This is a genomic window from Mesorhizobium sp. LMG 17147 (assembly GCF_024297145.1).
Taxonomy (GTDB): domain Bacteria; phylum Pseudomonadota; class Alphaproteobacteria; order Rhizobiales; family Rhizobiaceae; genus Mesorhizobium.
In genome coordinates this window covers 218,741-237,367 of the sequence record NZ_JANCTC010000003.1, presented here as the reverse complement: position 1 = coordinate 237,367, position 18,627 = coordinate 218,741, and the positions used below count along the sequence as shown (strand labels likewise).

General features: G+C 60.1%; 18 protein-coding genes. 14 read left to right on the top strand and 4 right to left on the bottom strand.

Translation table 11 applies throughout. From position 1 onward, the window contains the following. Window positions 1-162: 162 nt before the first annotated feature. Complete coding sequence (locus tag NMG46_RS08800; RefSeq protein WP_254817287.1) at window positions 163-2,325, bottom strand: amylo-alpha-1,6-glucosidase; 2,163 nt, start codon at window positions 2,323-2,325, stop codon at window positions 163-165. Window positions 2,326-2,370: 45 nt separating this feature from the next. Beyond that, window positions 2,371-3,432 carry a glycosyltransferase family 4 protein gene (locus NMG46_RS08795; RefSeq protein ID WP_254817286.1) on the bottom strand — a complete coding sequence of 354 codons (1,062 nt, stop codon included), beginning with the start codon at window positions 3,430-3,432 and terminating at the stop codon, window positions 2,371-2,373. A gap of 254 nt (window positions 3,433-3,686) precedes the next feature. On the opposite strand from NMG46_RS08795, the gene NMG46_RS08790 reads away from it, so the two are divergent. After that, window positions 3,687-3,989: a DUF982 domain-containing protein gene (locus NMG46_RS08790; RefSeq protein WP_254817285.1), complete on the top strand. Its 303-nt coding sequence runs from the start codon at window positions 3,687-3,689 to the stop codon at window positions 3,987-3,989. 236 nt (window positions 3,990-4,225) lie between these two features. Here the strand turns inward: NMG46_RS08790 and NMG46_RS08785 are convergent, their stop codons facing one another. After that, entirely contained in the window at window positions 4,226-4,822 is a 597-nt protein-coding gene (locus tag NMG46_RS08785; protein ID WP_254817284.1) for a hypothetical protein, read from the bottom strand. Window positions 4,823-5,020: 198 nt separating this feature from the next. Between NMG46_RS08785 and NMG46_RS08780 the strand changes: the two genes are divergently transcribed. The 10 genes from NMG46_RS08780 (at window position 5,021) to NMG46_RS08735 (ending at window position 14,383) form a co-directional block, all read left to right on the top strand. Then, on the top strand, window positions 5,021-5,188 hold the full coding sequence (locus tag NMG46_RS08780; RefSeq protein WP_254817283.1) for a hypothetical protein: 168 nt from the start codon (window positions 5,021-5,023) through the stop codon (window positions 5,186-5,188). A gap of 262 nt (window positions 5,189-5,450) precedes the next feature. After that, window positions 5,451-5,675 (top strand): hypothetical protein, encoded by a 225-nt coding sequence (locus NMG46_RS08775; protein WP_254817282.1) that lies wholly within the window; start codon window positions 5,451-5,453, stop codon window positions 5,673-5,675. Between the two features lie 217 nt (window positions 5,676-5,892). Further along, window positions 5,893-6,045: a hypothetical protein gene (locus NMG46_RS08770; protein ID WP_254817281.1), complete on the top strand. Its 153-nt coding sequence runs from the start codon at window positions 5,893-5,895 to the stop codon at window positions 6,043-6,045. A gap of 428 nt (window positions 6,046-6,473) precedes the next feature. Further along, window positions 6,474-7,016 carry a class I SAM-dependent methyltransferase gene (locus tag NMG46_RS08765; protein WP_254817280.1) on the top strand — a complete coding sequence of 181 codons (543 nt, stop codon included), beginning with the start codon at window positions 6,474-6,476 and terminating at the stop codon, window positions 7,014-7,016. Between the two features lie 311 nt (window positions 7,017-7,327). Continuing rightward, entirely contained in the window at window positions 7,328-9,040 is a 1,713-nt protein-coding gene (locus NMG46_RS08760) for an ABC transporter ATP-binding protein (RefSeq protein WP_254817279.1), read from the top strand. Between the two features lie 165 nt (window positions 9,041-9,205). Continuing rightward, the gene (locus tag NMG46_RS08755) at window positions 9,206-10,231 is read left to right on the top strand and encodes a hypothetical protein (RefSeq protein WP_254817278.1); all 1,026 of its coding nucleotides are present in this window, start codon (window positions 9,206-9,208) and stop codon (window positions 10,229-10,231) included. Window positions 10,232-10,240: 9 nt separating this feature from the next. Beyond that, window positions 10,241-11,425, top strand: a complete 1,185-nt coding sequence (locus NMG46_RS08750) for a hypothetical protein (protein ID WP_254817277.1) — start codon at window positions 10,241-10,243, stop codon at window positions 11,423-11,425. Next, on the top strand, window positions 11,415-12,593 hold the full coding sequence (locus NMG46_RS08745) for a glycosyltransferase family 9 protein (RefSeq protein ID WP_254817276.1): 1,179 nt from the start codon (window positions 11,415-11,417) through the stop codon (window positions 12,591-12,593). Before NMG46_RS08750 ends, NMG46_RS08745 begins: the two co-directional genes overlap by 11 nt. Window positions 12,594-12,893: 300 nt before the next feature. Next, entirely contained in the window at window positions 12,894-13,673 is a 780-nt protein-coding gene (locus tag NMG46_RS08740) for a sulfotransferase domain-containing protein (RefSeq protein WP_254817275.1), read from the top strand. A 14-nt stretch (window positions 13,674-13,687) separates the two neighbouring features. Continuing rightward, window positions 13,688-14,383, top strand: a complete 696-nt coding sequence (locus tag NMG46_RS08735; protein WP_254817274.1) for a sulfotransferase — start codon at window positions 13,688-13,690, stop codon at window positions 14,381-14,383. 29 nt (window positions 14,384-14,412) lie between these two features. On the opposite strand, the gene NMG46_RS08730 is transcribed toward NMG46_RS08735, so the two are convergent. Continuing rightward, window positions 14,413-15,393: a glycosyltransferase family 2 protein gene (locus NMG46_RS08730; RefSeq protein WP_254817273.1), complete on the bottom strand. Its 981-nt coding sequence runs from the start codon at window positions 15,391-15,393 to the stop codon at window positions 14,413-14,415. Between the two features lie 224 nt (window positions 15,394-15,617). On the opposite strand from NMG46_RS08730, the gene NMG46_RS08725 reads away from it, so the two are divergent. The 3 genes from NMG46_RS08725 (at window position 15,618) to NMG46_RS08715 (ending at window position 18,498) form a co-directional block, all read left to right on the top strand. Further along, window positions 15,618-16,781 (top strand): glycosyltransferase family 4 protein, encoded by a 1,164-nt coding sequence (locus NMG46_RS08725; protein ID WP_254817272.1) that lies wholly within the window; start codon window positions 15,618-15,620, stop codon window positions 16,779-16,781. A 112-nt stretch (window positions 16,782-16,893) separates the two neighbouring features. Further along, entirely contained in the window at window positions 16,894-17,667 is a 774-nt protein-coding gene (locus NMG46_RS08720; RefSeq protein WP_254817271.1) for a glycosyltransferase family 2 protein, read from the top strand. Window positions 17,668-17,775: 108 nt separating this feature from the next. Further along, complete coding sequence (locus NMG46_RS08715; protein ID WP_254817270.1) at window positions 17,776-18,498, top strand: glycosyltransferase; 723 nt, start codon at window positions 17,776-17,778, stop codon at window positions 18,496-18,498. The last annotated feature ends 129 nt before the right edge of the window (window positions 18,499-18,627 follow it).

The window sequence follows — 18,627 nt, the reverse complement described above, 5'->3', positions numbered from 1 at the left end:
CCTCCGGCCGGCCGATAGCCGTTTTTATCTGTTTTTCTGGTTCGCTGCCGTGTGACGACGACAGCATCCCCCGCTGCCCATTTTGCAACGCACAAAGAGGCTATCGGTTCCGGACGGTTGCAATGCCGGGCGTCATTTTCGATGCGCCGCAGAGCGGCGGCGTCAAGTACGCACGATGAGCGGCACCATCCCCTCATACCGATCGGCGAGAAAGGCGACGACCCGGTCGCCGACACGCTGGAATGTGAGGTCGACCACCGTCGAGCCGACACCCAGATGCCGCAATGTCAGCGTGTCGATGCCGATCGGCAGCCTTGGGCGGGTGACCCGGATTTCGCTCTTCCAGCCGTCGATCTCGAGGCCAAGGCAGGCCTGCATCAGCATGAAGGCCGATCCCGCCGACCAGGCCTGCGGCAGGCACGCGACGGGATAGGCGATCGGCGCTTCACCCGGCGACCGGGTAAAGCCGCAGAACAGTTCCGGCAGCCGCATGTTGAAATGGACAGCCGATTCGAACGTGCCGCTCATCAGCCGGACCACGCTGTCGCGCACGCCGTAACGTGCCAGGCCGGCACCGCACATGGCGGTGTCGTGCGGCCAGATCGAACCATTGTGGTAGGACATCGGGTTGAAGAATATCGCATCGTCGGCCAGCGTCCTCACTCCCCAACCAGAGTGGAACGACGCGGAGAGCAGCTGATCGGCGACCATGTGCGCCCGTTCCGGCTCGGGCAGCCCGACATAGAGAAGATGGCCGGCATTCGACGTCCGTACCTTGCAGAGCTCGCCTGCACCATCGATCGCCAGTGCATAGAAATTGAGATCGTCCATCCAGAAATGGCGTTCCACCGCGGCGCGCATGGTTTCGGCGCGTTCCTCCCAATGATCGGCCTTGTCGTCCTCGCCGCGGCGGCGGGCGAGCGCCGCCAGCCCACGGAACGCGGCAAAGACGTAGCCTTGCACCTCGACCAGGGCGATCGGCCCCTTGGGCATGCGGCCATCGGCATGGAAGACGGAATCGAAACTGTCCTTCCAGCCCTGGTTGGCGAGGCCGGTCTCGGCGCCGCGCTGGTAGGTAACGAAGCCGGTCGCGCGGCTTGTCTCTTCCGTCCATTCGGCCGCTGCACAAAGCGATGGCCACAGGCTGTCGACGAACGCCATGTCGCCGGTACGATCCGCATAGGCGCAAGCGAGATGAATGTAGAGCGGCGTGGTATCGACACCGCCGTAATAGCGGCCGAACGGGAGCTCCCGCAGCGCCGCCATCTCGCCCTTGCGGGTCTCGTGCATGATCTTGCCCGGCTGCGAATCGCTGAACGGCGACGTTTCGGTTGCCTGATGCTGGGCGAGAAAGGCGAGTACGCCGCGCGCCAGCCCAGGATTCAACCACAGCATCTGCAGTGCGGAGATCACCCCGTCACGGCCAAACGCCGTCGAGAACCAGGGTATGCCGGCATAGGGGTAAGGTCCGGTCGCAAGCTCGGTGGTCAGCAACGCCACGTCCGCGCGCGCGCGTTCGATCCAGTCGTTGAAGACGCGGCCGGAGCTGTGCACCGTCGCACCGTGGCGGCGTTTGGCGCGCATGCCGAAGCGAGCGCGGGCGGCGGCAGCCCGAAAACGGTCACGGTCGGGTGTCTCCGCCACCTCCGGGCCGACCTCGATATAGAGGACCTCGCTACTGCGCTTCGTCACCGCAACCAGGAAATCCGCACGGCTGGCGGTCAAATTGTCCGGCGCCTGCGAGAACGAGATCGCCGACAGGCGTACGAGCTGGTCCAGCCCGTCATATCGAAGCACCACGGATGTCGGACTGGTCTCGGCGGCGTGGGCTATTCCGCGCTTGAGCCGGGTCGAACCGCGCACCTCGAACATGTCGCGGAAATCTGCTGCGAAATGCAAGGAAACCCGAATGGCCGACGATTCCTGGCTGTAGTTCGAAAGGGTGATGCGCTCGAACAGCCGGTCCTGCCAAAGCAGCCTGACGCGTTCTATGTGGATTGCCCCCTGCGGAATGTCGCGGCCACCGACACTCTGGATCGGCAGATTGGTCAGGTTCGAGGTGAAAAGCACATTGTCCTGGCTGAGCGATGCGCCCAGCAGCGACATTTGCCGGCCACCGATCGTCAGCCGGAATTCCGAAAGCACACGCGTGTCGTCTCGGAAAAAGCCGTCGCCGGCGCCGCGGATGTCGCCATAAGCGTCGGCCACCGCGAAGCAGTCGCCTTGCTTGAGGGCGAACAGTCGGTGCGGCTCCCGGGGCGCAACCTCGTCGAGCGAGGCAAGGGCTACGGCGGGATCAAGCTTACGCTCGTCGAGTTGATTCATACGTCACAAGCTCTGTCGTTTCGTTTCCGTCCACAATGACGCCGATCAGGACGCTCTCGCTTCACCGGGAGTGCCGATCAGGCGCGCATAGGTAGTCACATAGTCGTGGGCCATTCTCGTGGCAGAAAAACGGTTTTCGAATACGGCTCTCACCTGTCGCCTGTCGAGGCGCAGCAATTCCGGTATCGAGGCGACGGCAGCATCGACTGAATCGACAAGGAAACCGGTGACGCCGTGGTCGATGATCTCCGGCAGGGCACCGCATTTCCAGGCGATCACCGGCGTGCCGCAAGCCATAGCCTCTATCGCGGCAAGACCGAACGGCTCCGGCCAATCGATCGGAAACAGCAGGCCGGCCGCCTTGCCGAGGAATTCCGCTTTTCTGTCCTCTTCGATCTCGCCGATGTAGTCGACACGGTCGCCGTCGATCAGCGGCTCGACCGTGCCGTGGAAAAAAGCGCGGTCGTCGTCGCCGATCTTTGCCGCAACCTTCAGTTTCAACCCGGAGCGCAAGGCGATCTCAATGGCCCGGTCCGGGCGCTTGTCGCGCGACAGCCGGCCCAGAAAGGCCAGATACGGCTCGTCCGCATCCGTCTCGAAAGTCGGCTCGTAGATATTGATCGGCAGCCCGTGATGGATGGTCGCCAGCCAATTGGCCTTGGGTAGCCCGGTTCTCTGGCTGCGCGAAATCGAGATCATCGGAAAGCGCGGAAAACGTTCGTAGGCCGGGGCCAGGTCGACATAGTCGAGCCTGCCATGCGGTGTCGTCACCGTCCGGTCGGGCATGTGTTCGAAGAAAGGAAAATGCAGGAAGTGGCTGAGATGGAAATGGATGATGTCGAACTGTTGCGCCCGGTTCCTCACCTCGGCGAGCATCGCGAGGTGCGCCGCGGTTTCGGATTTGTGCGGGCGCGGATCGAGACGGAGCGCGCGCTCGCGACACGCCACCAATTTTGCCGATGTTTTGGTATCGCCGCTGGCGAACAGGGTCACGTCATGGCCAAGCTCGACCAATCCTTCGGTCAGATAGGAGACGATGCGCTCCGTCCCTCCATAGAACCGGGGTGGCACGGATTCATGGAGCGGCGCCACATGGGCTATTCTCATGTTTTGGCATTTCCCTCAAAAAAGACTGCTCGTGGCATCGAAATGCATCAGCCGCGCTAACGTTCCCGTACCATAGCAAGATGTCATCCAATTGGGGCAAGATGTCATCCGATAGGGGCTGCGGGGCGTTTCCACCGCTGCTCGTCTGGTCCGCCAACATTTTCCAAGCCAAGCCCTCTTTGCCGGGAACCAAAGCCCGGTTCGCGAGTTTAGTGGGGTTCGATCGCACGCATCCGGTCGACGGGGAGGAAATGATGGACCGCTTGCAATTCTTTTCACCCGTGCGGATTTTGCGCGGACAGGGACAGCCCGTGGAGGAGATCGACAGCGTTGCCGAAGCAATGGCATTCTTGCGAAAATGGCCGGCCGGGCGGCGCGGGCCAGTTTACCAGTGCGCCGTGAATTGCTGCGCTGCGGCCATGGCCGGCCGGATGTCGGCCGAGGAAGCGCGAAAGGCTTTTACCGGCTTTGCCCGGATCACCCGCCTGCTCGAGGGCGATCGGCCGTTGCCGATGAGCGGCGAGGATCGGCATCGCGATCACGCGTTGAGGCGATAGGCGCCAACTGCCGCTGATCGTCAGAGCACGGCATTCAGCCGGAGCGCTCGATCGGCGACCGATGCGCTTTGCGAACAGGCGTTTGAGCTGGGCTACAGCACCGTTCTCGGCGATGTAATCGCAATAGGCAACGTAAGCGGGGTCGCGTGACAGATGGCGTTCCTCGGTGATGGCGCGGAGTGCGTAGAAGGCGTTGAGTCCGAGCAGGATGGCGGAGTGCGGAGTGCCGTAGCGCTTCAGCGGGTCCTGCGGCGGTGAGGAAAGGTACGGAGATCAGCCACCAGGAGAGGTTCTTCGAAACATAGGCCGGATGCTTGATGCAGCGATGCGGTCCCCTGGTAATGATTTCCGCGATTGGTGAGATTGGAAAATCTCAGGCCAAAGCTCACGGTGGACCAGACAAAAATCAAGATGCAGAAGAGGACAGCCGATCCCCAGAAAACTTGGAGCGCCGGTGAGGGAATCACCGCCGTCCAGTTGGCGCCCGTTTCGTAGTTCAGGTAGGCACGGGTGGCGGTGTTGATGGGTTCATAACAGGCAAGACAAACCAGCCAGCCGAACACGGCGGGCTCGACGCTGCGGATATGGTTGTCGAGTACGCGCAGCGTGAAGATATAGCTGACGATCGCGACAAGAACATCCACCATGAACAGGAGATCGATTGCAAAAGCGTGCCAGCGCATGATGTCGAGCTGATACGGTTGTTCAAGCCCGGCAAGGATCGAACCCAGTGTGGAGCACAGATAGACGAACATCAGCGGCAGGAAGAAGCCTTTGACGATCCAGCCCCGCACATGCTGGCGTATCTGCCCGGTCCGTTGCGGCAAACTCACGCCGGTATTCCGGCATTATCCAGTAGACTGCGGCAATGGTCGTGAGCGTAACGATGACGCCGATGAGCTTGCGCACGACGCGTTCTCAGCGGTCGGGCTCAGGGGCGGCATAGAAAGTTGAACGAAGCGCAGACAATGGTGCCGCATTGCGGTATTTCGACCGGAAAGGCCAGAGATGCACTTTTGGGGGAATAGATAATGTCGAAACGGCTTAGACTGGTCCTGGGAACTGCCGGCGCAATCGCCGTCGCCATCGTCTGGGGGATCGTCGCGACGCTGATGGGGGTGCCATCGATTCTGATCACCGTCGGAGCGGTCGCGATCGGCGCGGGCATCTACAGCTATCTCGATCGAAGCCGGATCTGATCCAGTACCCCGGCGACGCGGCATAGCCCAAAAATCCCACGGCCGCAGACTGACGGCGGCAATGCTCAGTGTACGAAAATTACCAACGACAGCGTTCTGTGGAACGAGTGGCCTCTCGAAGCTATTGTGTGACGGTCCGAGACCCCCGCCTCGGCCCATTGGCTCACCCAGCCGAGAGGTCCGCTGCTAGCCAACGGCAGCGGACCTTCACTCGGAGGACCGCCCCCGGAAGACGGACATTGTGCCGAATCGAGGGAGAACGATGGTCGTCGACGAGATTGCAGCGCGGCGCCTGAAAATTCTGATCGAGCAATATATCGAGACCAGGAAGAGGCGCCACGATGAGGTTTCTACCGCAGCGGCTGAGATCGCGATCATGGCAGTCATGCCGAATTGCCCGGTCTCCGGAAAAGCCCTGGACGACATGATTGCGGCATGTGCGTTCGAACATGGGCTGGGGGTGCTGTTCGATCGACCTGACGCATGAAGGCCTGAACGCCATGAATCCCGATGTCAAAATCGTACAGTGCTGTCCTGTACTTACGAATTCAACGCTGTTCCTGAGACCGCTCGCGACGACATAATTAACCAGCCGGAGCAGGCACGCCGAGATATTTTTTTCATTTCCGAAACAATGACGGCCGCTTGACGGAAGATTCGAGAGGCAGGAGGTGGATGGCCTGTCTGCCGCCCAGGACAACGCCATGGCTTCGGCCAAGGAAACCCTGGCCGAGGGTCTGCTCAGCGGCAGCCCAGTCCTGACAGGTCTTTCCTTCGAAATCTGCGAGGAGAACCGGAAGCTGCTTTTCCGATTTCCCTTCTCGGAAGCTGCCGAAAAGGCTGGCGCTCGACCTTGATCGCCCAAGACCCTGCAATGCGGGCGAGCTTTGATCGAGCCTGGCTGAAAAACCGCATCTCGCGGCAAGACGGTCGTTGGTGCAAATCAGCACCATAGGCAAATTAGTAGCATAGCTGCCGGCACAAAGCAAGAACAAACATGGCTTGCCTTGCCGAAAGGGCGTACGTTTCAGGAACTCGAGGGCAGGCCCGGGTAGGGGGGCGCCAAGCGACATTGCGGTTTCCAACCGATGTGTCGATCTGTCGGGCTGGTGTTCGTCAGCTTCCCGAAACGTCTTCGCAGGATGCTGTGATCAGGAGTTCCTTTCTCCCGCGGTTACGTTTACAGGACGTTCTGGACAGTGTGGTTTGCGCGCCAGCAACTGGTCCGGGGCCAAGGCCCAGCGCACAGTCGTCCTCCGTCAAGGAAACCAGTCCGGCGCCGCTTTTGGAGAACAATGATTTGTGGTGGTCAAATAAGCAAAAGAGATTCAAGGGAACGTGGGACGACCGACTGGACGGCCTATTCTCAGCAGAGGTCGACTACGCCGGGAAGTCCATTCTCGATGTTGGCTGCAACATGGGTGTTGTCGCCTATGAGATATCCAAGCTAGGACCAAGTTCGATCCATGGGATCGACATTCTCAAGCCGCATATCGAGACGGCCAGGATGATCTTCCTGGGTTGTCCGGTTCAAAGCCGGTTCGATTGTCTCGATCTTGGCAGCCGGAAGCTGCAAAATGTTCTCCAACCGCAGTATGACATCGTCATGCTGCTGGCGGTCTACCATCACATGCAGTGGAGCCTCGGCGCGGACAAGGCGCGACGCGTGCTGTGCGATATCGCCAGGCGTGCTCAAACGATCGTTGCCCGCGTTCCTCCTGGCAAGGATAGAGAGATGATCGCGGTGCTTTCGGATGTGGGCTTTTCAATCAAAAGCAATCACACCTCGCCTCTTGGAAGCCATCTCATGGTCCTCGCGAAACACTGACCGGGCATAGCGCGGCCGACGGCGAATGGCGCAAGAGCCGCGTGGCTGGGTCCGCTATGCTCGTATGCGAGGAACCGACGGTCGTAAGCCGATGACGTGCAAGGATCCGGTTCGGCATTGACTGCGGTCGGGAACGAAGCCACAGACAGGTGATCGAAACCGTTTCGCGCTTCAAGACAACACGAAGACCGGACGGGATCGCAACGGGCGGCGACGAGATGATTGCAAAGAAACGAGTGTCAACGGGCCCAGCATATCCGCTGATCAAGCGTCTGATTGGCGAAAATCTGCCGCCGCACAAGATGCTGTATGTGACAGGTTTGCTGTGCTCGATCGCTGCTGCTGCGGCGACCGGGGCAGCGGCCTGGATCATGAAAGTCATGATCAACACCATCTATGTCGAGCGAGACGCTGCCGCTGTATCGGGTATCAGCGTCGTCATCATCGGCATTTTCCTGGTCAAGGGCATAGCTGCCTACTGCCAGACCATCACCACGGGCAAGATTCGCCGGGCTATCGTTTCAGACCTTCAAAACCGTCAATTTTCCCGAATGGTGTATTTCGACATCAGCCGTTTCGCGAACCAGCATCCGGCAAAATTTATCTCCAAGATCATGTTCAACGCGCGCGCCGGGGCGACCGTTATTCTCACCCTCACGAGCAGCGCCGTCTCTGATCTGCTGACCCTGATTGCCTTGGCCAGCGTCATGGTCAAGCAGGACCCGGTAATGTCGCTGATATCCGTGGCGGTTCTGCCGATGCTGTTCCTATCGGTCGGCGCGATAACCAGGAAGCTCAAGGCGCTGGCGAGGGGCGAGACGGAATTGGCCGCACAGGTCCAGTCGATCGGCACGGAAGCCGTCGAAGGCATCCGCACCATCAAGTCCTTCCAGCTCGAGGACAAGGCGGTTGCCAGCTTTGCAAAGGCCGTCCGCAAGATGGAAAGACGTGGCATCCAGATCAACCGGACGTCAGCATTGATGAGCCCATTGATGGAGACCGGCGGCGGCGTGATCATCGGGCTTTTCGTTATGTACGCCAGCTGGCAGACCCTCGGCAACGGCAAGACGCCCGGCGAATTCATGGCCTTCATTACCGCGTTCCTGCTTGCCTATGAGCCTGCCAAGCGGTTGGCCCGGGTCAACGTCGACATCCAGAAGCAAATGGTCGCCGTCGAGCAGATGTATGATTTGATCGACACGCCCGAGCAGCGGCGACTTGCAATCGCGGGCGAGCGCCTGGCCGATGTCGATGGTGGTATCCGCTTTGAAGATGTGGCCTTCTCCTATGACGGCAACAGCCCGGCGCTGGAGGGTGTTTCCTTCGACGTGCGACCTCGTGAGAAGCTGGCGATCGTCGGCCGCTCCGGCGCCGGCAAGACCACCATCGTCAATCTGATCCTGCGCCTGATGGAGCCGGACAAGGGCAGGATCCTGATCGACGGAAAGGACATTTCGAAGATCAGCCTGGCCGACGTTCGCGATAACATCGCACTGGTGTCACAGGACGTCTTCCTGTTCGAAGGCTCGATCCGCGACAACATTCGCGACGGCCGCCCGAACGCCACGGATCAGGAAATCGAGTCCGCTGCGAACCTCGCCCGGGTCACCAGCTTTGCTTCGGCGCTCGAAAACGGGCTCGACACGCTTGTCGGGCCGAGCGGCACCAATCTGTCGGGCGGGCAGAAACAGCGCGTCGCCATCGCACGCGCCCTGCTCAAGAATGCTGCGGTAATCGTCTATGATGAAGCGACATCGGCGCTTGACGGTGAAAACGAACGGGCAGTCATGGAGGCAGCCTTCGACAACACATTTCAGCGCACAGTGATCTGCATTGCGCACAGGCTGTCTACAATCAAGGCGGCCGATCGTATTCTCGTGTTTGACGCCGGACAGCTTGTCGATGCTGGAACGCATGACCAGCTTGCCAAGCACAGCGAGATATATCGTTCGATATTCCACCTGGAGACGCCCGATCCGATGGTCGAAAGCGGCAAAAAGCTGCGGCAGAGCGTATTGCGTTGAAGGCCGATGACCAGCTTTTACCACGGTTCCTATATCCGGTATGTGATCGGCGGGTTGGGTCAGCGGTTGCGCCGATACACAAAGGCGTTGCGGAAATTGTCTGCCCGCTCCAAACCTCTCCCTGCCTCCGTTCTTGAGCTGCAAGCCAAGGTTGAGGCCCTTATCGTGCGCAGGGACTGGAAAGGCCTTGAAGCCGGTACCAATGAGATAGCTGTCACCGCCGATCATAATCGCGACCCGGAGCTGATGCAGAAGGCGGGCCAGGCATTCGAACGGTTTGGCAACTTTGCGCGGGCAGCTGAGCTTCGGCTTTCCGCTCGCCGGCTGCGGAAAGGGAAAAGCGCCAACGAGTGGACCGGCGAGAATCTCGGATCGGATACACTGCTGATCGATCTTGTGGAGGATGACCCGCGCAGCCTTGGCCGGGTTATCCGCCACGCGCGACTGGCCGGCGCTGCCGCTGCCTATGCGCAAAGCGCAACAATCCGGGTCGAGCCGCGCCTGGTATCAATTCTGCAGCGAACGTTCCCGAAGGCGACGGTGGTCCCGGCGCAGCGGGATGTGGTCGGAGACAAACGTGCGACTTTCGAAGATCTCGCCTGGGTGTTCGGACGCGACGCCGAAAAGCTTGCTGCCGACTTCGTGCCGCTGCGGGCAGATCCTGAACTCGTCGAGGCATTCCGCAAGCGCTATCGGGCGATGACGGATCTGCCGCTGGTCGGTCTCTCCTGGGGCAGCAAATCCCACACCAAGGACGTGCCTGATTTTCCTGAATGGGCACAGTTCATCGCCCAGACACAAGCGACATTCGTTTCGCTCCAGTATGGACAGATCAAGCCGGCGTTGCGGCGCCTTCGCAACGGCAATGACGCGCGTCTGATCTTTGACGACAGCGTCGACCAGATGGTCGACATGGACCGTTTCGCCGCACAGGTCGCCGCACTCGATGCTGTCGTGACGATCAGCAATACGGCGGCCCATCTTGCCGGAGCCCTTGGCGTGCCGACGGTTTTCCTCATCGACGATAATTTTCAGACGGCATGGCCAGTGACCGGCGACCGGACACCCTGGTATCCGAAGGGCATTGTCATTCACAAGGAGGGGCGCACTTGGTCACTGGTGCTCGACGAGGCCGGCCGGCGGCTCTCATCGATCCTAACGACGCCTTCCGACGCTCCCCGAGGACGATAGAACATCGCCGTGCAGAACAGACGAACCATCCTTCAGAAAGCAAAAACCGCCGATCTGCGCCCGCAGGGCGCCGTCGGCAAGCGGCTGCAGAAGGTTCTCGAGCGGGCAAAGGAACTTCTTAGACGTCCCTCGCGCCACGCCGACGAAAGTGCCGAAAGGCATATGAGGCTGATGGAGGAAAGCGTGCAGCGTGGTGACTGGCAAACTGCTCGCGACCATGCACTGGCGCTTGGCGCGCTTGGTGAGCAGCTTGGCGATCTCGGCCTGATCAAGAAAGCGGGGCGCGGACTGAGGCGTCTCGACGGAGGAAATCGCATCTGGCAGTTGATGGCGGCGAGCAAGCAGCGCGGCAGACCCGATTGGGATGGCAGTGATCTTGCGGGTCGCACGCTTCTAGTCGATCGTCGCGAAGGCGACCTGGCAATCTTTTTCCAGTTCGCGTCGCTGCTTGGTCCAGTCGTCGCGGCTGCCGGTCGATGCATCGTCTTCGTCGAGCCGCGACTGGCACCGCTTTATCGCAGAACATATCCTGGGCTCGATGTCAGGATTGAAGGGGAAGAGGACATGGCGGCGGTGGACGCCGATGTCGTTGCCGGTTTCGAGACACTCGCAAAGCATTTCTGGCCGGACGACCCGGCGGCACGCGCGCCCTTCGTTCCGTTGGAGCCGGACCGCCGACTGGTTGCCGAGCTGCGCAGCACCTATCTCGATGGCGGCCCAGGTCCCCTGATCGGATTTGCCTGGGGAAGCCTCAACAAGAGCAAGGATCTGCCGGCCCTGGACGACTGGCGGACGCTGTTCGCCAGCCTGCCGGGGCGCCTCGTCAGCTTGCAATATGGCGATGTCGGGCCGGCCCTCTCCGAGTTCGAGCGCCAGGCGCCGGGCCGCATCATCCATGACGCTTCCGTCGATCAGTTGACGGACATGGACCGCTTTGCCGCCCAAATCGAGGCGCTCGACGCAGTGGTGACGATCAGCAATACCGGTGCCAACCTGGCGGGAGCGCTCGGCGTGCCGACGATTGTCATGCTCGACGACGGGTTTCGACTGTCCTGGCCTGCCTTCGGCGAGACCGTCGCCGCATATCCGAGCGTTCGACTGGTCCGAAAAGGCGGCCGAGCCTGGGCGTCGGCAGTGCAGGAAGCAGGCGGACGCGTCATGCAGATCATCGGCGGAGCTGGCGATGGAAGGTAGCCTACTTCTCGGCCGGTTGCGCCGCGCTGTCGCGCTTGCAGGCTACAAATACAAGGTCTGGTTCCGACGTCACCGGCGGCAGCTCTTCCTTCGCTGGCGTGACGGCGACATTGCCGATCAGATGGCGGATTATCGGCGAAGCGTCGAGTCCCGCGATTGGCCGGCGGCACTGCCGAAAGCCCTGGCTCTTGGATCCATTGCGAAGTCGAGGGGCGAGGTCCACCTGATCGACGAGCTCAGCAAGGCGCTGATGCGGATGGGCGCCTATGGCGCAGCCGCCGAACTCAGGATTGCACGACGCCACATCGTCAACGGCCGCGTCGATGGCGAGTGGCTGGGCCAGGATATTTCTGGCCAGACACTGCTGATCGATCTGATGGAAACCGAAAAGCAGGGTCTGGCCACCGCGATCCATCATGCGAGCTCCGTCGGCTGTGCCCTGGCGCGCGCCGCCCGTTCGATCGTCCTCGTCGAGCGCCGCCTGGTACCGCTCTTTCAGCGCACTTTTCCGACTGCCGATGTGCGGCCGGTCGGCGCTGGCGGCAAGGCCGTCTATGCCGAGGCTCAGGCCTTCGCCGGCGTCCAGCATCTGACTGCCGTTTTCGAGACCGACGAGGCGACGATCCGCGAGCATTTCGTGCCCCTTAAGCCGGATCCGGCCCGGGTCGCTGAACTTCGCGCCCGCTACCGGAAGGAAGGGCGGCCGTTGGTCGGTATCGCATGGGGCAGCTCCAATCCCGGCAAAGACCTGCCGCCGCTTGCCGCCTGGCGAAACCTGATCGGCCGCCGGGACCTCCGGTTCGTCTCGCTGCAGTACGGCCAGATCGAGACCGATCTGAAGATACTGACCGACGGTGAGCCGGAGCGCATTCTTTATGACAGATCGGTCGATCAGCTCGTAGACATGGACCTTTTCGCCGCGCAGGTTGCCGCGATGGACGCCGTGGTGACCATCAGCAATACCGGAGCGCATCTGGCGGGCGCGCTCGGCATCCCCTCGGTTTTCATTCTGGGCGACGGCTTCAAGCGCTCCTGGCCGGTCGAGGGCGACCGCACGCCCTACTATCCATCGGCCGTGCTGGTCTCGAAACGGGAACGCCCCTGGTCCGTGGTGATGAGCGAGGCCGAGGCCATCCTGGCGCCATGGATCACAAAAGTGAGTGGCTAATGCATGTCGTCCGAAAGCGCGTCACTGAATACGCATCGACGCGATCCGCATTAAGCGTTCGGCCGACGGATCGCGGAATGGAGCGCCCGTGTCGAACACTCGTCGCAACAGGCCAAAAAACATAAGGCATTCCGAACCGGGATATAGTAAAGGCCAATTCGCCCCTCAGAGGATCGCAATTCTTGCCGGCATTTCTGCCTTGTGTTCGAATCAGCCGTAGGCTTAGGCGCCCAGTAATGGGGTTGGTCTGGCCGGCAGCGGTTCGGCGCCAGCTCTGATAATCTAAAGGAGGTCTCTCCCATGTCCTTTCTAAAATTTTTCCAGGCCAAAGCGCCGCCTCTTCCTCTTATCGTATCCTTTCCAAAATCAGGGCGCACGTGGCTGCGTGTCATGCTGGACGATCTCGGGGTTGAAGTTCAATACATTCACGACGGAACCGACCACAAGTTACTTCGACCAAAATCGAGCCTCAAGGAGAATAAATCTCGATACAAGAAGAGAAGAACAATAATGCTTGTTCGCGATCCAAGAGATACGGTGGTCTCAGGGTACTTTCAGGTTCAGAAGCGCCACATGCTTCCGGCCGGATCGTTCAGTGATTTTATCAGAAGCGACAATCATGGGATTGAAAAGATCATCAGGTTCAATCTGCATTGGTTCGCGGCCATGCCCCGGATGCGCGAAATCCGGTATCTTCAATATGAAGATATGCATCGGGATACGGCTGGTGTCCTTCGCGCGATCCTTGGATTCCTGAACCAGCAGGCTGACGATCGGACGCTTGTCGAGGTGGCGAACAACCGAACCTTCGACAAGATGAAAGTGAGTGAATCGACCGGTGATCTGTCCGATCGATACGGCAAGATATTACAGCCGCGCGATGCGAACGATCCCGAAAGCTTCAAGGTGCGCAAGGGTAAGATAGGCGGTTACGGCGAATATCTTTCCGAGAACGACGTGGCCTATTGTGACGAGCAGTTGGCCAAGTTCGAATATTGGGAGAAGCTGGACAAGGTCTTTAGCACGAACGGCTTGTGCTACGCTCGCGTCGATAACCGCGCCCGGGTCGCCTTGGGTTAGGGGCCATTGCCGACATGGTGATGCGGACCGGATTCATTTGCGGCTGCGGCCATAGCGGGACGACGTTGATTGCGACGATCCTTGCGTCGCATCCTGACGTCTACCTGCCGCTCCAGGAAACCAACATTTTCTTCAAGTGGACGCCACTGGCCATGTTCCGCTTCTGGAAACTGAAGCGGGCGGCGCGCGAGGCTGGAAAGAACGTGCTGCTTGAAAAGACACCGCGGCATATCCGCCGTGTGGCCCGCATTCGTCGGCTCGTGCCCGGCGCGCGTTTCATCATGCCGGTGCGAGATGGGCGCGACGTCGTGGCGTCGCTGACCAGACGACTTGACAACCCAAAGGAGGCTCTCGACCGCTGGATCAACGACAATGCGCTGGTTCTCGCGGAACGGGGAAAGCCGGATGTGCTGATCTATCGCTATGAGGATCTAGTCGAGAATCCGGGCAAAGTCGTCGAGCAGATATGCGGCTTTCTTGATGTGACCTTCAGCCCGGATCTCCTCGACTACCACAAGAATCCGCAGCAATGGTTCAAGCCGACCGACGCCAGCGTCGAGACGCCACACGAGGTGCTCCGGAACCAACAGGTCAATCAGCCAATCTATGACGGGAGCGGGAGATGGCGCTCCGAACTTGGAGACGCCGAGTTACAGGACCTGGTACAAGGACGAGGTGCCCAGCTCATGAAAGCGTTCGGTTATGCATGATGTTGGTTCGGCATCTGCTGGAATGCCGTCTACCAATCAATTTTGTCGATCAAACCCGTTTTGAACAAGCTGTGAGCGCCTTCGTACGGCATTGACTGTTCGCTCATCGCGCTGAGAGCGGCTTTACCGCTCGATACCTCATGATATTGGCGATATTTGGAAGCGCCGTTCCAATACTGACCTTCCGCCACCGCAACCTGCGCCTTGTCGTTGAAATCGGCGAAGAACTTGAAATGAAGCAGGCCGGCCAATCCCTTTATATAGTTTCGCCAGTAAGGCAGCGGTGCGTGAATTGACGTAAAAATCGTTTGGCGATCGACATATATCAGAGGAAACTTGGTCAACTTGTGCTGCCTGGCGAAAAGCCGGGTCCTCGGGCCGCCTGTGATCTTCAGATGCCGGGGGCTCCTCGTCACCTCATAGCCGCTGCCGTCGAAATGGTCCGCAACCTGCCATGGCGGCACGATGGGATCGAAAGGTACGTCCCAGATGTTTCCGCTCGGATACATGTCGATCATCGGCGCCAGCAGGCGTGTCATTCCGCGCCGCTTGAGCCAGGCGGCCATCGCGCCGAGCGGATGCTGATCCATGCCGTCATAGACAAGATATTCGTCCGCATCGACGGTCAGATACCAGCGAGGCTGACCATAAATCTGCACAAGACGCTGCCGCCAAAGGTTTCCCAGATCCGACTGAGAATAGGTGAGCGGCGAGCTGAATAGATCGACATCTGGCTGCTCGGCCAGAAGCTCAGCTGTTCCGTCGGTCGAGCGATCATCAAGGACGGCGAATCTGGTGACGCCGAGCTCGCGATAGTGCTTCAGGAACGGGCGCAGCCTGTCCGCCTCGTTGCGGATGACGAGGATCAAAGGCAGGTCATTCGCTTTAAGGGGCGTTATCCGCCGCAGCGATGACACTTCTGCCCGCCTTCCGAAGGTGTGTCTCAGCCGATATATGGCGGTGTCGGTAATCGTCCGGCGGACAATGGCGGGCCAGGTTGCTTTGCTCAAGCCGTCGATTCCCCTCATAGCGGTCACTACCCGGCTGGAGCTGGCGCTGATCCGCTGTTTGCAGTTGATTTCTACATGCAGCACCGTCAGGCAAATCGCAAGCAGTCGCGGACAATGGACACAGGCCTGTTCTGAGTTCCGCGAGTGAGCTTTCCAACTGTTGCCGATGCGGGCTGGCCTCTATAGACATCGTCAGATGGCAACAAGGCCGGAGCCCTGACCCAATGCATGCCGGCATTCGTGGCATCGAAAATCAATTCGACAGGCCGATCCTGTTCGTGCGCCAGCGTTATGCGCCCTTTGGCGGCGGCGAGATCATGCTGGAAAACATCATGGCTGCATTTGCCGCGCGTCAGCGGCCGGTGGCCGTGCTCTCCGGCGACTGGCCGCGCTATGAAGGCATAGAATTCATACATTGCGCCGGCCGCCGCTTTCCGCGTTCGCTGCGGGCGGCGTCCTTTGCTCAAGCCGCCTGCCGCAAGATCGCCGAGATGCCACCGGCGCTGGTGCAGAGCAACGATCGCCTCCCGTGCTGCGATGTTTTCCGGGCCGGGGAGGGCGTTCATGCCGCCTATCTTGCCGAACGGCGGCGTTTCGAGACGCGGCTTGGCAGGGCGGCAATGGCGCTGAGCCCCTTTCACCGCCAGACGCTGCGCCTCGAGCGTGCAACCTATGCCAGCCCACGGCTCAAAGCTGTCATAGCGATTTCGAAGATGGTCGCCGAGGACATTGTCCGTCACTATGATTATCCGGCCGAAAATGTGCACCATATTCCCAACGGGGTGGACCTCGACCGCTTCAATCCGCGACTGCGCCAACAGCATCGGGCCGCGGTCCGCGCGCGGCTCGACGTCGACGAAAACAGGCCGGTCGTCCTGTTTGTCGGCTCGGGCTTTGCGCGAAAAGGACTGCTTGCACTGATGAAGGCTGTCGCCAGGCTCGATGGCGAGCCGGAATTGTGGGTCATCGGCCATGATTCGCGCGCCAACGCCTTCAGGCAGGCCGGTAACAGGCTCGGTCTCGGCGCACGGCTCAAGATGCTGGGGCCGCAGAAAGACATGCTGCCGTGGTACGGCGCGGCCGATATTGCCGTGCTGCCTTCCATCTATGATCCTTTCGGCACAGTGGTCATCGAAGCGATGGCCAGCGGCTTGCCCGCCGTGGTAAGCATCGGCTGTGGAGCGCGCGAGCTTGTCGAGCGGTTCGAGCCGACGCTCGTTTGCGATGCGGCCAGCGAAAGTGACCTCGCAGCAGCGCTCGCCCACGCGCTGCAGTTGGCGTCACGACCTGAAACCGGAACCCGGGTGAGAGCGGCGGCCGAACACTATGATTTCAATGTCATGATCAAGCGAATGATGGCGCTGTATGAAAGCCTTGATCTGAAATGATCTTCGACTTTGTTGAATTAGGTTAGTACCTCAGTGTGCTAACGGGCCGGGAGCCGATGCTGCAGATGCATTCGAATGACAGTGGCAGCTTTGATGCCGGAACCTTCTGACCGTGCCGGTGCTCTCGGTCATTATCATCACCCGCAACGAGGAGGCGTCCATCGCGCGCTGCCTTCGCTCGGTGGATTTTGCAGACGAAATCATCGTTCTCGACAATGACAGCAGCGACAGCACCAGGGAGATTGCCGGTGACTTGGGGGCCAAGGTTTTGATGACCCTTGATTGGCCCGGTTTCGGCGCGCAAAAAAACCGTGCGCTGGCCGCGGCAACGGGGGATTGGATCCTCTCGCTGGATGCCGATGAGTGGGTTGAGGCGCCGCTCGGCGAGGAAATCAGGGCCGCAATCGCCGACCCAAAAGCCTATGACGGCTTCGAAATACCGAGAAGATCGCGCTTTTGCGGGCACATTGTCCGCCATAGTGGCTGGTCGCCCGATCTGGTGCTCAGGCTCTTCCGTCGCCGCTCCGGGCGCTTCAGCGACGACACCGTGCACGAGAAAGTAGTGCTGAACGGAAAGGTCGGGCGATTGTCCCAGCCGATCGAGCACGACTCGATCACCGACCTGGCAGATGCCCACGACAAGATCGGCCGGTACGCAGAAGCATCCGCCGCGCAGCTGCTTGCCGAGGGCAAAAAAAGCTCGATAGGCAAGGCAGTTTTGCGTTCCGTCTGGGCCTATGTGCGCAGCTATATTTTCCGGCTGGGATTTCTGGACGGTTCCATTGGTGCGATGGTGGCCGCGTATTCGGCCAGCTACACCTATCAGAAATGGGCGCGTGTCGCATTGGGAATGCGAGGCCAGGTCCACCCAAAAAAGCAAGGCTGAGGCCAGGACAAATCTGTGAGAAACCGGCTCGGTTGACCGCAATTGTTGCCGAGCCATCGCCAACTAGTTAGTGTACGACCGTTAAAATCGAAAGCCAGGGTAGTGAATATGACTGATGCGTTTAGGGTATTTATCGGATGGGACAGCCGTGAGCCGATCGCGTACGACGTCGCGCGACACTCGCTGCTCAAACATGCGTCGGCGCCTGTCTCCGTCATTCCGATCAAACAAGACGAGATGCGTGCCCGCCGGCTGTATTGGCGGGAAAAAGATCCACTCGCCTCGACGGAGTTCACTTACACGCGCTTCCTCACGCCTTTTCTCGCCGACTACACGGGTTGGGCCCTGTTTTGTGATTGCGATTTCCTGTGGCTTGGTGACGTCGCAGGCCTGCTGAAATATACGGACTCGGACAAGGCGGTCTATTGCGTCCAGCATGACTATACGCCGAAGGCCACAACCAAGATGGATGGCGTGGTCCAGACATCCTATCCTCGGAAAAACTGGTCGTCGCTGATGCTGTTCAATTGCGCGCATCCTTCGGTCAAATCGCTCACGCCAGAGGTCGTGAATCAGGAAAGTGGCGCCTATCTTCACCGAATGCAGTGGGTTGCCGACAAAGATTTGGGTTCATTGCCGGTAGAGTGGAATTGGCTCGAAGGCTGGAACGAAAAGCCTGCTGTCGGCACACCTAAGGCGGTCCACTATACGAGTGGCGGCCCGTGGTTTGCCGAGTGGCAGAATGTCGACTATGCCGACTTGTGGATAGCAGAACGTGACGAGTTCCTGGCTTCCGATCAGGCAGAATCTTCTCAGAGCGCAGTTCGATAAGAGCATCGTGTTTGGCAGGTGACCTGGGCGCTTCCGAAGTGGCATCGGCGTCGGCAACAACGCGTGGTGCCGCCTCGGGGCGGGACCGGGGCAGATTGCGCCTAGGAATCTGGCGGTTCCGGCTGGGGA

Excerpts from the sequence above, each read along its gene's own strand:
- NMG46_RS08780 (WP_254817283.1), top strand. The coding sequence starts at position 5,021 with ATGTCGAAACGGCTTAGACTGGTCCTGGGAACTGCCGGCGCAATCGCC.
- NMG46_RS08790 (WP_254817285.1), top strand. The coding sequence starts at position 3,687 with ATGGACCGCTTGCAATTCTTTTCACCCGTGCGGATTTTGCGCGGACAG.
- NMG46_RS08795 (WP_254817286.1), bottom strand. The coding sequence starts at position 3,432 with ATGAGAATAGCCCATGTGGCGCCGCTCCATGAATCCGTGCCACCCCGG.
- NMG46_RS08715 (WP_254817270.1), top strand. The coding sequence starts at position 17,776 with ATGACTGATGCGTTTAGGGTATTTATCGGATGGGACAGCCGTGAGCCG.
- NMG46_RS08800 (WP_254817287.1), bottom strand. The coding sequence starts at position 2,325 with ATGAATCAACTCGACGAGCGTAAGCTTGATCCCGCCGTAGCCCTTGCC.
- NMG46_RS08740 (WP_254817275.1), top strand. The coding sequence starts at position 12,894 with ATGTCCTTTCTAAAATTTTTCCAGGCCAAAGCGCCGCCTCTTCCTCTT.
- NMG46_RS08725 (WP_254817272.1), top strand. The coding sequence starts at position 15,618 with ATGCATGCCGGCATTCGTGGCATCGAAAATCAATTCGACAGGCCGATC.
- NMG46_RS08745 (WP_254817276.1), top strand. The coding sequence starts at position 11,415 with ATGGAAGGTAGCCTACTTCTCGGCCGGTTGCGCCGCGCTGTCGCGCTT.
- NMG46_RS08775 (WP_254817282.1), top strand. The coding sequence starts at position 5,451 with ATGGTCGTCGACGAGATTGCAGCGCGGCGCCTGAAAATTCTGATCGAG.
- NMG46_RS08735 (WP_254817274.1), top strand. The coding sequence starts at position 13,688 with ATGGTGATGCGGACCGGATTCATTTGCGGCTGCGGCCATAGCGGGACG.
- NMG46_RS08770 (WP_254817281.1), top strand. The coding sequence starts at position 5,893 with ATGGCTTCGGCCAAGGAAACCCTGGCCGAGGGTCTGCTCAGCGGCAGC.